Source organism: Cupriavidus cauae (genome assembly GCF_026210475.1).
GTDB classification, from domain to species: domain Bacteria; phylum Pseudomonadota; class Gammaproteobacteria; order Burkholderiales; family Burkholderiaceae; genus Cupriavidus; species Cupriavidus cauae.
Genome location: NZ_CP080293.1, coordinates 1,595,961 through 1,609,113 on the forward strand (window position 1 = coordinate 1,595,961; position 13,153 = coordinate 1,609,113).

Sequence of the window (13,153 nt, forward strand, 5' to 3'; positions counted from 1 at the left end):
TTCCCATGAAGACCGCCGACTCCTATCCGTATCAGCCGGTCAAGGAACGCGGCACGCTGCGCTCCTTCCTGCTGGCGCTCTTCATGCATCTGCTGCTGGCCATCGTGCTGTACTACGGTGTCAACTGGCAGATCAGCACCCCCGCCGGCGTCGAAGCCGAGCTGTGGGAGGAAGTCCCCGATACCCCCGCCCCGGAGCCGACGCCGCCGCCCCAGCCCCGGCCGACGCCGGCGCCGCCGGCGCCCGTGGCGCAGCCCAAGCCCGAAGAGGACGCCGACATCGCGCTCGAGCGCCAGAAGCGCCGCGAAGCCGAGGCGCGAGAGGCCGCGCGCAAGCAGGCCGAGCTCAAGGCGCGCCAGGAGCGCGAGGAACGCGAGGCGGCCGAGCGGCGCGAGGCGCAGCGCAAGGAAGAACAACGCAAGGAAGCCCTGCGCAAGGAAGAACAGCGCAAGGAGGCCCAGCGCAAGGAAGACCAGCAGCGCGCCGAGGAGCAGAAGCGCAAGGAACAGGCCGAGCGCAGGGAAGAGCAGGCGAAGAAGGCCAAGGCGGACGCCGAGGCCAAGGCGAAGGCGAAGGCAGACGCGGAGGCGAAGGCCAAGCGCGAGGCCGCCGCCAACGCCCAGCGCCAGGCCGAACTGGCCCGCCTGAAGGCGCTGGCCGGCGGCAGCGGCTCGGGCGGCGGCACCTCCGACAACGCCGGTTCGGGCGGCCGCGCCTCGCCGGGCTACGCCGACAAGGTGCGCCGCCGGGTCAAGCCGAACATCGTCTTTACCGAGGACGTGCAGGGCAACCCGACCGCCGTGGTGTCGGTTTCGCTGGCGCCGGACGGCTCGCTGCTGTCGGCCCGCCTGTCCAAGTCCAGCGGCAATTCGGCCTGGGACAACGCCGTGCTGCGCGCGGTCGAGCGTTCCGACCCGCTGCCGCGCGACGACAACGGCAAGGCGCCGTCCAGCTTCACGATCACTTTCCGACCCAAGGACTGAGGCAGGGAAGCGTATGATTTGCAACATAGTGCAACCGGGATCGCTGGCCGCCGGGCGGCTGGCTACCATCGACGGTTGCCTGGCGCGGCCCGGCGGCGCCTCGCTCCGCGCGCCGTTGCCGACGCGTCCGATGCATCGATTGACGATCTCGATATAGATAGAGGAGCAGCATGCGACCGCTTTTGGCCCTCCGCCAACGCACCCCAGCCAACCCCCTCGCCAACCGGCGCACCGTCCGTGCGGCCGTACTCGCCTGGATCACCATGGCGCTGGCCATGATGCTGACGATGGGCCCGGCCCACGCGCAGCTGAACGTCGAAATCTCCGGCGTCGGCTCCAGCCAGTTCCCGATTGCCGTCGCCAACTTCCAGAATGAAGGCGCGGCGCCGACCAATCTGACGGCGATCATCCGCGCCGACCTGCAGCGCAGCGGGCGCTTCCGCAACGTCGACGTGGCCGGCGCCACCGTCCCGGAAACCGCCAACGTCGACCTGGCCGGCTGGAAGACCCGCGGCGCCGACGCCTTCGTGGCCGGCAGCGTCACGCCGGCCGGCGGCGGCCGCTACGAGGTCCGCTTCCGCCTGTACGACACCGTCAAGGGCGCCAGCCTGGGCGGCCTGGCCTTTACCGTCGGCCAGGACCAGCTGCGCGTGACCGCGCACAAGATCGCCGACTATATCTACGAGAAGCTGCTGGGCGAGCGCGGCGTGTTCGCGACCCGGCTGTCCTACGTCTCGCGCGTCGGCAACCGCTTCCAGCTGCTGATCTCGGACTCCGACGGCCAGAATTCGCGCGTCGCGCTGACCAGCAACGAGCCCATCATCTCGCCGTCGTGGTCGCCGGACGGTGCCAAGGTGGCCTATGTCTCGTTCGAGGCGAAGAAGCCGGTGGTCTATGTGCATGACCTCGCCACGGGCCGCCGCACGCTGGTGTCGAACCAGAAGGGCAACAACAGCGCCCCGGCATGGTCGCCGGACGGCCGCCATCTGGCGCTGGCGCTGTCGCGCGACGGCAATACGCAGATCTATCAGGTCAATGCCGACGGTTCGGGGCTGCGCCGCCTGAGCCGCAGCAGCGCGATCGATACCGAGCCGCAGTATTCGCCGGACGGCCGCCATATCTATTTCACCAGCGACCGCGGCGGCGCGCCGCAGATCTACCGCATGCCGGCCGCCGGCGAGGAGTCGGGCGCGGCCCAGCGCGTGACCTTCAAGGGCAACTACAACGTCAGCCCGCGGGTTTCGCCGGATGGCAAGCAACTGGCGTACATTAGCCGCGGCGGCGGCTTCAAGCTGCAGCTGATGGACCTGGGCAGCGGCGATGTCACCGCGCTGACCGACACGGCCAACGACGAGGCGCCCAGCTTCGCCGCGAACGGCAAGTACATTCTCTACGCCACTCGCGTCGGCGGTCGCGCGGTGCTGGCGGCGGTGTCGACCGATGGACGTACCAAGCAGGTTTTGTCGCTCCAGTCCGGCGAGGTTCGCGAGCCGTCCTGGGGACCCTTCATGCAATAACAGAAACAGGAGCCTCCTACCATGTCCAACATGATCACCAAGTCTCTCGCCATCGCCGTTCTGCTGACCCTCGGCGCCTGCTCGTCGGGCGTCAAGCTCGACGACTCCGCCAAGGCCGGTGCCGGCACCGGCGGCACCTCGACTACCGATCCGCGCGCCGTCGCGCCGGTCGACGTCTCGCGCGATCCGCTGAACGACCCGAACAGCCCGCTGGCCCGCCGCAGCGTCTATTTCGACTTCGACAGCTACAGCGTCAAGCCGGAATACCAGGGCATGCTGAACGAGCACGCCAAGTACCTGCAGGGTAACCGCAGCCGCCGCATCCTGATCCAGGGCAACACCGACGAGCGCGGTACCAGCGAGTACAACCTGGCGCTGGGCCAGAAGCGTGCCGAGGCGGTGCGCCGTTCGCTGGCGACCATGGGCGTGCCCGAGAGCCAGATGGAGGCCGTGAGCCTGGGCAAGGAAAAGCCCAAGGCGCTGGGTCATGACGAAGCGTCGTGGGCCGAGAACCGCCGCGCCGACATCGTTTATTGATCCCCGTCTGGATTCGTTTCGATCCGTTGATCCCGCGCTGAAGAAAGTCGATCCATGAAAGCACGCGTCTCTACTCTGTCGTGGCTAGTCGCCGCAGTTTGTGCCGGCCTGTTGCCGGCCGCCCAGGCACAGGCCGGTGTCTTCGACGATGACGAGGCGCGTCGCGCCATCATCACGCTGCGAGAGCAGTTCAATGGCTTCCAGGCCACTGCCTCGCAGCGGATCGACCAGAACAGCCGGGCCCAGATCGATATCCAGAACCAGCTCGAAGGGATGCGCCAGGAAGTGGCGCGCCTGCGGGGCCAGAACGAGGTGCTGCAGAACGAGGTCGCCAATCTGCAGCGCCAGCAGAAGGACTACTACGCGGACCTGGACGCGCGGCTCAAGAAGTTCGAGCCGCAGCAGGTCACCGTGGAAGGCCAGCAGGGCCTGGCCCAGCCGGGCGAAAAGACCGAGTACGACGCCGCGCTCAAGCAGTTCCAGACCGGGGACTTCAAGGGCGCCGGCGCCAACTTCTCGGCCTTCATCAAGAAGTATCCGCAGAGCCCGTACCTGCCGCTGGCGCAGTACTGGCTGGGCAATTCGCTGTATGCCCAGCGCGACTACCGCGGCTCGATCACGGTGCTGCAGAACATGGTGCAGGCCAATCCGACGCACCCCAAGGTGCCCGACGCGATGATCGCCATCGCCAACAACCAGCTGGAATCGAACCAGAAGGCGGCGGCGCGCAAGACGCTCGAGCAGGTGGTCGCCAAGTATCCCGGCACCGAGGGCGCCCAGGCGGCCAGCAACCGGTTGAAGACGCTGAAGTAAGGCACGCCGAAGCAGCAAGGCGCGCCGAGGTAAAGCGCCGAAGTCGGGCGCCGAAGTCGAGCGATTCTCGCGGCGGCGACGCCGGCGTCCCAGGTGCCAAGGCCCGCGCAAGCGGGCCTTTTTTCGTGGTCGCGCTAAAATAACGGGTTCCCCGATATACCGCGAAGGCCTGCTGGTCCTTCGCCGCTACCCGGCACGCGCCGCCCCGAGATGACCCAACGCGCAATCGTCCTGCTTTCCGGCGGTCTGGACTCCGCCACCGTGCTCGCCATGGCCAATGCCCAGGGCTTCGAGACCTATGCGCTGTCGATGCGCTATGGCCAGCGGCATTCGTCGGAGCTCGAGGCCGCCAAGCGCGTCGCCGCGGCGCTGGGCGCGAAGCGGCACGAGATCGTCGACCTCGATCTGCGCCGCTTCGGCGGCTCGGCGCTGACCGACGACGCGCTGGATGTGCCGACCGACGGCGCGGCCGGCGGTATCCCGGTGACCTACGTGCCGGCGCGCAATACCATCATGCTGTCGCTGGCGCTCGGCTGGGCCGAGGCGATCGGCGGCCGCGACCTGTTCTTCGGTGCCAATGCGGTGGATTATTCGGGCTATCCCGACTGCCGTCCGGAATACGTCCAGGCCTACGAGGCGCTGGCCAATCTGGCCACCAAGGCCGGCGTCGAGGGCGAGCGCATCCGCGTCCACGCGCCGATCATCGACATGACCAAGGCGGAGATCATCCAGGCCGGGGTCCGGCTAGGCGTCGATTACGGCATGACCGTATCGTGCTACCAGGCCGACGAGCAGGGCCGCGCCTGCGGCGTCTGCGATTCCTGCCGGATCCGCCGCGCGGGCTTCGAGGCCGCGGGCGTGCCCGATCCGACCCGTTACCAGAACGCCGCGTGATGCTGCTCGCCGCGGTCCGGCTTTTCCGCCTGTTCCGCCCGTTCCGCCTACCCCTTACCGTCCTGCCACCGGCAATCCGCCATGCCTGAAATCGACGTCCCCGCGCTGACGCGCACCGTGCTGGTCTGCACCTTCGCCCTGACCTTCCTGTTCGGGGCAGTCCTGCAGCGCACGCACTTCTGCACCATGGGCGCCGTCTCCGACATCGTCAACATGGGCGACTGGACTCGCATGCGCATGTGGGTGCTGGCGATCGGCGTCGCCATGATCGGCACCGGCGTGCTGGCGTGGTCGGGTCTGATCGATCCGGCGCGGACCATCTACGCGGCCGACAAGCTGGCCTGGCTGTCGGCGCTGGTGGGCGGGCTGCTGTTCGGCTTCGGCATGGTGCTGGCCTCGGGCTGCGGCAGCAAGACGCTGGTGCGGATCGGCGCCGGCAACCTGAAGTCGCTGGTGGTGTTCGTGTTCCTGGGCCTGTCGGCCTATATGACGCTGCGCGGCCTGTTCGGCGTCATTCGCGTGAACACCGTCGATGCCGTCGCGATGCAGCTGCCGACCTCGCAGGACCTGCCGTCGCTGCTGGCGCAGACCGGCCTGTCGCGCGGCACGCTGCAGCTGGTGCTGGGCTTGCTGCTCGGCGGCGTGCTGTCGCTGTGGGCGCTGGCCGGCAAGGGCTTCCGCACGTTCGACAACCTGCTCGGCGGCATCGCGGTCGGCCTGATCATCGTGGCGATGTGGTACGTGTCGGGCCATCTCGGCTTCGTGCCGGAAGATCCCAATACGCTGGAAGAGGTGTTCGTCGCCACCAACAGCGGCCGCATGGAAAGCCTGAGCTTCGTCGCCCCGTACGCCTATACGCTCGACTGGCTGATGATGTTCAGCGACAAGAGCAAGGTGCTGACCGTCGGCATCGTCAGCGTGATCGGCGTGATCGCCGGCGCGGCGGCCTATGCGCTGGCCTCGCGCACCTTCCGCTGGGAAGGCTTCGGCAACGCCGAGGACGTCGCCAACCATATCGTCGGCGGCATCCTGATGGGCGCGGGCGGCGTGACCGCGCTGGGCTGCACGATCGGACAGGGCCTGTCCGGCGTGTCGACGCTGGCGATCGGTTCCTTCATCGCGCTGGCCGGCATCCTGCTCGGCGCCGTGCTGGCGTTCCGCTATCAGATGTGGCGGCTGGAGAAGATGGTCTGAACGGCCATGCCGACGCCGCCAAGGGCAGTGCCGTGTCGCGGGTTTTTAGATCTGTCCGGTTTTGTAGCACATGAATTGTCCGCTTTTTTGCCGGGTGGCGGGGAGCGGCGGAGGGCGTAGCCCGGAGCCGGTTCCCGCCACCCGGCGGCGCGCCTGGCGGACGGTTCAGGCGGCCTGTTTCAGCTCCTTGGCGATCAGCTTGCCGTCGGGGGAATACGCGGCGAGCTTGCGCGGCCCGTGAAACACCGCCAGATTGCGATCGGCATAACGATGCACCCGTACTCTCGCCTTGACGTAGTTGCACCGGTGCCGGTCGGCGGGAATCTGCAATGACAGGTTGTCCAGGCGCACGCAGTTATCGTTGCCTACGGTGCGCTCGATCTGCTCGCATAGAATGTCCTGCAGATTGGCGCCGATCCAGGGTACGAATGCGCTGCCTTCCTCGCGGGCCGGCACGGCAAACTCGGCATTGAACGCCGGCAGATAGACCTCAGCCAGGTAGCGGTTGGCCTGCGCCATGTCGGTGATGCCCGCCAAGGCCAACTCCTTGGGCAGCCGGTCCTGATGGGTGGCGAAGGCGCGCTCGGAGCGTCCCCGCGCCTCGGGCGAATAGGCCGCAATCATCTCGATGCCCAATTGCTTCATCGCCCGCCCGAACTGCGTGGGGTGATCTTTGTCGACCTTGCCGCCCGCCTCGGGGGTGGTCCAATAATGACTGCCCCGGTCACTGTAGAACGAGCAGAACAGCCCCCGGGCGCCGATGACCTCGCCCACCCCGCGAAAGCTGCTTGCCGTGCCTTCCTCCTCGACGAAGAACATCGAGTAGTGCTCGTTGGTCGCATCATCCATCGTCACGATCAGATCCCACAGGTGCCCGGCCACCCATTCATGCCGGCTGCCGTCCTGATGGATCATCATGCCCGCCAGCGGCATGCGTTCGCGCTTCTTGCGGTGCGCGCCTTTACGCTTGCCCACCTCGACCAGCCCCGCCTCCTGCAGGCGCTTTTTGACCCAGCTGTAGCTGCGCGTGCCGCCCTCGCGCCGGTACCAGGCGTGAAAGTGCCGAACGTTCCAGCCACGATGGCGGCTGCGGTACCGATCGGTCAGCGCCACCACTTCATCCACCGGAGCGCGCCGGTTCGACACCTGCTCCAGGCGCCGATCAATCAAGCCATCCAACCCCTCGGATTCGAATCGCACCAGGTAGCGGCGGAAACTGCGCTCGCACATCCCCAGCAGCCGGGCCGCCTCCGCTTGCGTCAGCCGGCCAGCGTTCCATCCCTCATAAGCCTCTCCAAACCTCATCTTCCGGATCTCCTGTAGCAGCTCCGTCGGCCTCATCAGTCACCTCCCTGAGGCAACTATGACGACCGGACAGATCGCGTGCTACAAATCCGGACAACTCAAGAACTCGCGACACGCCAAGGGCAGTGCCGTTGACATGATCAGTCAGCAATGACTATAATCGCGGCTTCGGTTTTTTCGGGTCGTTAGCTCAGCCGGTAGAGCAGCGGACTTTTAATCCGTTGGTCGCAGGTTCGAATCCTGCACGACCCACCAAGTATTGAAGAAGGGCCTGTGGCGCAAGTCACAGGCCCTTTTTGCATGGCGCATGGTGTCCCGGGCGTGCTGGTGTCCCAGCCGTGCATGGTGTCCCGGCCGCATTGCGGCCGGGCAAGGCCTTCAGCGGCCCGGCGTCGGCGGCTGCGTGGGTGGAGTCGGCGTTTTGGTCGTCGTCGTGTTCGACTCCGTCTCCCGCATCGACACGAACAGGTCCCAGCTGGCGATGAACAGCGCCGCGATCAGCGGTCCGATCACGAAGCCGTTGATGCCGAACAGCGCCATGCCGCCCAGCGTCGAGATCAGGATCACCCAGTCGGGCATCTTGGTGTCCTTGCCGACCAGGATCGGGCGCAGCACGTTGTCGACGGCGCCGATCACCAGCGCGCCGAACGCGATCACCGTGATGCCCTTCCACAGCACGCCGGTCAGCAGGAAGTAGATCGCGACCGGTCCCCAGATCAGCCCCGCGCCGACCGCCGGCAGCAGCGACAGCACCGCCATCACCACGCCCCACAGCACCGCGCCCTGGATGCCGAGCACCGCGAACAGCACGCCGCCGAGCAGGCCCTGCAGCGCGGCCACGGCGAGATTGCCCTTGATGGTCGCGCGGATCACGCCGGTGAACTTCAGCAGCAGCATCTGCTTGTGCTCCTCGCTCAGCGGCAGCGCCAGGCGAATGCGCCGGGTCAGCTTGGCGCCGTCGCGCAGCAGGAAGAACAGCAGATACAGCATCACGCCGAAGCTGATGACGAACTGGAAGGTGTTCTGGCCGATGCTGAGCGCCTGCGTGGCGAGGTACTGGCTGATCTGTCCGGCCGCGGTGGCGAGCTTTTCCTGGATCGAGGCGACGTCGTTCAGCTCGAGCCGGGTCAGCGCCGAGTTCAGGCTCGACGGCAGCGCCGCCACGGCCTGTTCGAAATAGGCGGTGAAATTGATATGGCCGGAGCGGATCTGGTGCACCACCGCGGTGGTTTCATTGAGCAGCGAGGCGGTGACCAGGAACATCGGCAGCACCACCACCAGCAGGCACAGCAGCAGCGTGATCAGCGAGGCCAGGTTGGCGCGGCCGCGCATCTTGCGCGTCAGCAGATTGTTCAGCGGGGTGAAGATGATCGCCAGGATCACGCCCCAGAATACCGCGCCGAAAAACGGCTGAAGCACCCAGAAGAAGGCGATGGTGACGATGGCCAACAGGATGTAGAAGGCCTTCTGGTGCATGGCGGCTCAATGTCGAGGTGTCGAGGTGTCGAAGACACGCGATGAATGGGCGATGCGCGGGCGAGCCCGCGCCCGGTTGCCGCGCGGATGCCAGTGCAATCGGGCTTCCCGCGGCGGGCGCGACGGCTCAGCGTACCAGCGGATCGTGAAAACCGGTATCGGTGCGCGCGGCGGCGTCGCCGCGGGCGGTGCCCGGCGCCGGGACATTCCCCTCGGGCGTCTGCGAGCGCGCCTGCTGCCAGGTCCGGTAGGCCCAATAGCCGGCGCCGGCGACGGCACCCAGCTTGGACAGCTTCCAGCCCCAGCGCAGCACCGGCACGCGGCGCATCAACGGCAGCGCCAGCGACAGGGCCGATCCCACGATCGGATAGTCCTTGGCCAGGCCCAGCAGCTTCCACATCGACTGCGGCCGCGCCATGCGCGGCAACCAGGCGCCGATTCGGCCGATGTTGCGGACGCTGGCGCGCACGTCGGCGAGCGACTGCGCGCAGTCGTAGCGCTCGAGCGCCGCGCGCGTGATCAGCAACTCCTTGCGGACCGCCAGCGGCAAGCGGACTTCGCGGGCCGTGCGCCGGCGTGCCGGCGGTTCGGAGCGCGCGGTCCGCGCGCCGACACCGGTTGGCGGCATCGGCGGCAGGCCGGCTTCGTCCAGCGCCGTGGCCGACGGCGCGGCGTAGGCGTCGGCGGACGATCCCGCGGATGGTGTTGGCGCCCGGACCGGCGCAGCGCCCGCGGTCGGGGCCGGGGAAGGGGACGGAATCGGAGTCGGAGCGGGGGTCGGGGTCATTGGCGCAGGCTCTCCCGGTCCTTGTCGATTTCGGCCAGCGTGGCTTCGAACATCGGCGGGGAATGGCGAACGATATTGCGCGCGGCGAGCAGGCAGCCGCCGCCGAGCAGCAGATAGACCACGATCACCGCGCCCAGCGCCTGCACCCGGTAGTTGTCCCAGAACAGCAGCACGACCAGGCCGGTCAGCGCGAACAGGGCGAGGCCGAAGAACACCAGGCCGACCAGGGCCAGCAGCGCCATGCGCAACAGCCGTGATTTTTCCTCGGAGAGTTCGACGCTGGCCAGTTCCAGCCGGGTCTGCGCCATCGCCGCCACCGAGCTGCCCAGCGTGCGCAGCGAGTCCAGTAACTTGGGTGAGGAGGTGTCGTCGGTCATGCGGTTCCGCTGATTGGAGTGTCGTCATGCGCCGCGTTGCGGCACCCGGCAGGAGGGGGCCTGCGCGATCGGCGCGCCGGGAGCGCCCGCGAACGGGGTGCTCCGGAAGGGCGCCGGCGCGCAGGCCGGCAAGTCGCGGTCGGGCGCGGGAACCCGCGGGTTGCGGGTCCAGCGGTCCGACCGGCTGGCTTTACTTGCGGTTCAGCAACAGGCCGATCAGCAGACCGGCGCCGGCGGCGATGCCGACCGCGCGCCAGGGATGGTCGTGTACGTAGTCGTCGGTGGCGCGGGCCGCGGCCTTGCTCTTGGTGACGACGGCGTCCTGCAGATCCTGCGCTTTTTCCTTGGCTTGCTTCAGCAGGCCCATGCCACGCTCGCGCAGTTCGGCGGCCTTCTCGCCGGTGGTCGAGGCGGCTTGCTTGAGCAGTTCCTCGGCATCGGACAGGACGGTTTTGACATCGCTCATCAGTTTCTCCTGGTTGCGGGCGGTTGTTTCGGATAGTTGCATGTTGGCCTTCCTCGCTCTCGTAGGGTGTCTTCGCCTTGCTGCGGTCCAAGCATTTCCTAGGATATGCGGCGGTCTGCAATGGTTTCAAGACAGCGAGTCCTACAAGTCATGTAGGACATCGGCGCAGCGCGATGCAAACCTGAGCGGTTTTTATCGGCCGGCACGCCGTCGGGCGTCGCGCGCCCGTCCGGCGCGTCCCCGGATCGCGAGGTGGCGGCGGGTTTCGGCGTCACGCCAAAGCCTTCGACCATCGATTCGGCAAATGACTTCGCGTGATGTTGTAGTGACTTTATATTTGTTTGTGTCTCACCGCAATCGGAATAGACTGGTCTGAGTCCGGGCGCTGGCGGCCCGGAGGCAAGCAACATCCGACAGACCACTGACGACCGACAGGCAAGGAGGCAACCATGGCACTCAGGCTAGGCGACATTGCGCCGGACTTCGAACAGGATTCCAGCGAAGGCCGCATCCGCTTTCATGAATGGCTGGGCAACAGCTGGGGCGTGCTGTTCTCCCATCCGGCGGACTTCACCCCGGTCTGCACGACCGAACTGGGACTGACGGCCAAGCTCAAGGACGAGTTCGCCAGGCGCAACGTCAAGGCGATCGCGCTGTCGGTCGACCCGGTCGAGTCCCATCAGCGCTGGATCGAGGACATCAACGACACCCAGGGCTGCCAGGTCAATTTCCCGATCCTGGCCGACGCCGACCGCAAGGTGTCCGAGCTCTACGACATGATTCATCCGAACGCCAACGAGACGCTGACGGTGCGCTCGCTGTTCGTGATCGATCCGAACAAGAAGGTGCGGCTGATCATTACCTATCCGGCCAGCACCGGCCGCAACTTCAACGAGATCCTGCGCGTCATCGATTCGCTGCAGCTGACCGACAAGCACAGCGTGGCGACGCCGGGCAACTGGCAGCAGGGCGAGGACGTGGTGATCGTGCCGTCGTTGAAGGACGAAGAGGTGATCAAGCAGAAGTTCCCGAAGGGCTACAAGGCGCTGCGCCCGTACCTGCGGATGACGCCGCAGCCGGACAAGCAGCAGTAAGCCATCGGCTGCACGAGAAACAGCGCAAGAATCGCGGCGAGAAACCGCAACGATAAACGCAGCGGGAAACCGCAGCGATAAACAGAAGCGAGAACCAGAAACGAGAAACGCCGCGCCGCCCCGCGCGATGCAAGCGGGGCCGGCGCGGCGCCAACGGTGTCGTACCGACGGGTTCGCCCGTCGTCTCCTTGGTAGTGTGCTTTGGCCCGGCGACAGCCGGGCCTTTTTATTGGGCCGTGCGCACTGGCTCGGCCGGGGTCATTCCGGAGCCGTTCAGAAGAAGGCCTGGATGCCGGTCTGCGCGCGGCCAAGGATCAGCGCGTGGATGTCATGCGTGCCCTCGTAGGTGTTGACCACCTCGAGGTTGACCACATGGCGGATCACGCCGAACTCGTCCGAGATGCCGTTGCCGCCCAGCATGTCGCGCGCCACGCGGGCGATGTCGAGCGATTTGCCGCACGAATTGCGCTTCATGATCGAGGTGATCTCGACCGCCGCGGTGCCCTCGTCCTTCATCCGGCCCAGGCGCAGGCAGCCCTGCAGGCCCAGCGTGATCTCGGTCTGCATGTCGGCCAGCTTCTTCTGCACCAGCTGGGTCGCGGCCAGCGGGCGGCCGAACTGCTTGCGGTCCAGCGTGTACTGGCGCGCGGTATGCCAGCAGAATTCGGCGGCGCCCAGCGCGCCCCAGGCGATGCCGTAGCGGGCCGAGTTCAGGCAGGTGAACGGACCCTTCAGGCCGCTGACGCCCGGCATCAGGTTCTCTTCCGGCACGAACACCTGGTCCATGACGATCTCGCCGGTGATCGAGGTGCGCAGGCCGACCTTGCCGTGAATCGCCGGCGCGCTCAGGCCCTTCCAGCCTTTTTCCAGGATGAAGCCGCGGATGGTTTCCTTGCCGCCGTTCTGCGGATCGTCGGCGAGCTTCGCCCACACCACGAACACGTCGGCGATCGGCGAGTTGGTGATCCACATCTTGGCGCCGCTCAGCTCGTAGCCGCCGTCGACCTTCTTCGCGCGCGTCACCATCGAGCCGGGGTCGGAGCCGTGGTTCGGCTCGGTCAGGCCGAAGCAGCCGATCCATTCGCCGGTGGCCAGCTTGGGCAGGTACTTCTGCTTCTGCGCCTCGCTGCCGAATTCGTGGATCGGCACCATCACCAGCGACGACTGCACGCTCATCATCGAGCGATAGCCCGAATCGACACGCTCGACCTCGCGCGCGATCAGGCCATAGCTGACGTAGTTCAGTCCGGGGCCGCCGTACTGCTCGGGAATGGTCGGGCCGAGCAGGCCGAGTTCGCCCATCTCGCGGAAGATGGTCGCGTCGGTCTTTTCATGCCGGAACGACTCCAGCACGCGCGGCATCAGCTTGTCCTGGCAGTAGGCCGCGGCGGCGTCGCGCACCATGCGCTCGTCGGCGGTCAGTTGCTGATCGAGCAGCAGCGGGTCGGCCCAGTGGAATTCGGCGTTGGCGGCCATCGAGGTCTCCTTCGGTAGAGCGGTGAACGCGGGTCAGCGTGATTGGACTTGAAACGGAATGAGTGATCGGGCGCGGCGGACCGGCTGGCGGGGCGCTGCCGGTCTCGTTTTAAGGTTCCGCATTGCGGAACCGTGTTCCGATGCGTTAGTATAGCGCAAAGCGTCCGGCCGGCAACAGCCCGCCCGGGCCTCCCGACTTCGTTCACCGCCTTTCGACCAGGAGCCCGCCGTGGC

General features: G+C 66.9%; 13 protein-coding genes and 1 tRNA gene. 8 read left to right on the plus strand and 6 right to left on the minus strand.

Features of this window, described 5'->3' with window-relative positions; all coding sequences use genetic code 11:
* Positions 1-5 precede the first annotated feature (5 nt).
* The 6 genes from tolA to KZ686_RS07165 all read left to right on the plus strand — a co-directional run bounded on the left by tolA (position 6) and on the right by KZ686_RS07165 (position 5,938).
* A complete protein-coding gene (tolA, locus tag KZ686_RS07140) occupies positions 6-983 on the plus strand; it encodes a cell envelope integrity protein TolA (protein ID WP_265633328.1) in 978 nt (325 codons plus the stop codon).
* A gap of 263 nt (positions 984-1,246) precedes the next feature.
* Positions 1,247-2,500, plus strand: coding sequence for a Tol-Pal system beta propeller repeat protein TolB (tolB, locus tag KZ686_RS07145; protein ID WP_226108345.1), 1,254 nt, complete (start codon positions 1,247-1,249; stop codon positions 2,498-2,500).
* 30 nt (positions 2,501-2,530) lie between these two features.
* Entirely contained in the window at positions 2,531-3,037 is a 507-nt protein-coding gene (pal, locus tag KZ686_RS07150; RefSeq protein WP_149318008.1) for a peptidoglycan-associated lipoprotein Pal, read from the plus strand.
* A gap of 54 nt (positions 3,038-3,091) precedes the next feature.
* Positions 3,092-3,850, plus strand: coding sequence for a tol-pal system protein YbgF (ybgF, locus tag KZ686_RS07155; RefSeq protein ID WP_149317788.1), 759 nt, complete (start codon positions 3,092-3,094; stop codon positions 3,848-3,850).
* 210 nt (positions 3,851-4,060) lie between these two features.
* A complete protein-coding gene (queC, locus tag KZ686_RS07160) occupies positions 4,061-4,744 on the plus strand; it encodes a 7-cyano-7-deazaguanine synthase QueC (protein WP_149317789.1) in 684 nt (227 codons plus the stop codon).
* A gap of 81 nt (positions 4,745-4,825) precedes the next feature.
* Positions 4,826-5,938, plus strand: coding sequence for a YeeE/YedE family protein (locus KZ686_RS07165; protein WP_149317790.1), 1,113 nt, complete (start codon positions 4,826-4,828; stop codon positions 5,936-5,938).
* 165 nt (positions 5,939-6,103) lie between these two features.
* Here KZ686_RS07165 and KZ686_RS07170 read toward each other — a convergent pair whose 3' ends face one another.
* Positions 6,104-7,243 (minus strand): ISNCY family transposase, encoded by a 1,140-nt coding sequence (locus KZ686_RS07170; RefSeq protein WP_226108388.1) that lies wholly within the window; start codon positions 7,241-7,243, stop codon positions 6,104-6,106.
* Positions 7,244-7,422: 179 nt separating this feature from the next.
* Here KZ686_RS07170 and KZ686_RS07175 point away from each other — a divergent pair.
* Positions 7,423-7,498: transfer RNA gene (locus KZ686_RS07175), tRNA-Lys, on the plus strand.
* 123 nt (positions 7,499-7,621) lie between these two features.
* On the opposite strand, the gene KZ686_RS07180 is transcribed toward KZ686_RS07175, so the two are convergent.
* From KZ686_RS07180 to KZ686_RS07195, 4 genes are all read right to left on the minus strand, one after another.
* Positions 7,622-8,719, minus strand: coding sequence for an AI-2E family transporter (locus tag KZ686_RS07180; protein WP_265633329.1), 1,098 nt, complete (start codon positions 8,717-8,719; stop codon positions 7,622-7,624).
* Positions 8,720-8,846: 127 nt separating this feature from the next.
* On the minus strand, positions 8,847-9,506 hold the full coding sequence (locus tag KZ686_RS07185; RefSeq protein ID WP_265633330.1) for a DUF3318 domain-containing protein: 660 nt from the start codon (positions 9,504-9,506) through the stop codon (positions 8,847-8,849).
* Positions 9,503-9,883 (minus strand): phage holin family protein, encoded by a 381-nt coding sequence (locus KZ686_RS07190; protein WP_265633331.1) that lies wholly within the window; start codon positions 9,881-9,883, stop codon positions 9,503-9,505. Before KZ686_RS07190 ends, KZ686_RS07185 begins: the two co-directional genes overlap by 4 nt.
* 190 nt (positions 9,884-10,073) lie before the next feature.
* Positions 10,074-10,391: a DUF883 family protein gene (locus tag KZ686_RS07195; protein WP_315904136.1), complete on the minus strand. Its 318-nt coding sequence runs from the start codon at positions 10,389-10,391 to the stop codon at positions 10,074-10,076.
* Positions 10,392-10,798: 407 nt separating this feature from the next.
* On the opposite strand from KZ686_RS07195, the gene KZ686_RS07200 reads away from it, so the two are divergent.
* A complete protein-coding gene (locus KZ686_RS07200; protein WP_149317793.1) occupies positions 10,799-11,443 on the plus strand; it encodes a peroxiredoxin in 645 nt (214 codons plus the stop codon).
* Between the two features lie 273 nt (positions 11,444-11,716).
* Here KZ686_RS07200 and KZ686_RS07205 read toward each other — a convergent pair whose 3' ends face one another.
* Entirely contained in the window at positions 11,717-12,919 is a 1,203-nt protein-coding gene (locus tag KZ686_RS07205; RefSeq protein ID WP_265633332.1) for an acyl-CoA dehydrogenase, read from the minus strand.
* Positions 12,920-13,153 lie beyond the last annotated feature (234 nt).

Coding starts and splice junctions, on each gene's coding strand:
- KZ686_RS07185 (WP_265633330.1), bottom strand. CDS start 9,506: ATGACCCCGACCCCCGCTCCGACTCCGATTCCGTCCCCTTCCCCGGCC.
- queC (WP_149317789.1), top strand. CDS start 4,061: ATGACCCAACGCGCAATCGTCCTGCTTTCCGGCGGTCTGGACTCCGCC.
- tolA (WP_265633328.1), top strand. CDS start 6: ATGAAGACCGCCGACTCCTATCCGTATCAGCCGGTCAAGGAACGCGGC.
- KZ686_RS07200 (WP_149317793.1), top strand. CDS start 10,799: ATGGCACTCAGGCTAGGCGACATTGCGCCGGACTTCGAACAGGATTCC.
- ybgF (WP_149317788.1), top strand. CDS start 3,092: ATGAAAGCACGCGTCTCTACTCTGTCGTGGCTAGTCGCCGCAGTTTGT.
- tolB (WP_226108345.1), top strand. CDS start 1,247: ATGGCGCTGGCCATGATGCTGACGATGGGCCCGGCCCACGCGCAGCTG.
- KZ686_RS07180 (WP_265633329.1), bottom strand. CDS start 8,719: ATGCACCAGAAGGCCTTCTACATCCTGTTGGCCATCGTCACCATCGCC.
- KZ686_RS07190 (WP_265633331.1), bottom strand. CDS start 9,883: ATGACCGACGACACCTCCTCACCCAAGTTACTGGACTCGCTGCGCACG.
- KZ686_RS07195 (WP_315904136.1), bottom strand. CDS start 10,391: ATGCAACTATCCGAAACAACCGCCCGCAACCAGGAGAAACTGATGAGC.
- KZ686_RS07165 (WP_149317790.1), top strand. CDS start 4,826: ATGCCTGAAATCGACGTCCCCGCGCTGACGCGCACCGTGCTGGTCTGC.
- KZ686_RS07205 (WP_265633332.1), bottom strand. CDS start 12,919: ATGGCCGCCAACGCCGAATTCCACTGGGCCGACCCGCTGCTGCTCGAT.
- pal (WP_149318008.1), top strand. CDS start 2,531: ATGATCACCAAGTCTCTCGCCATCGCCGTTCTGCTGACCCTCGGCGCC.
- KZ686_RS07170 (WP_226108388.1), bottom strand. CDS start 7,243: ATGAGGTTTGGAGAGGCTTATGAGGGATGGAACGCTGGCCGGCTGACG.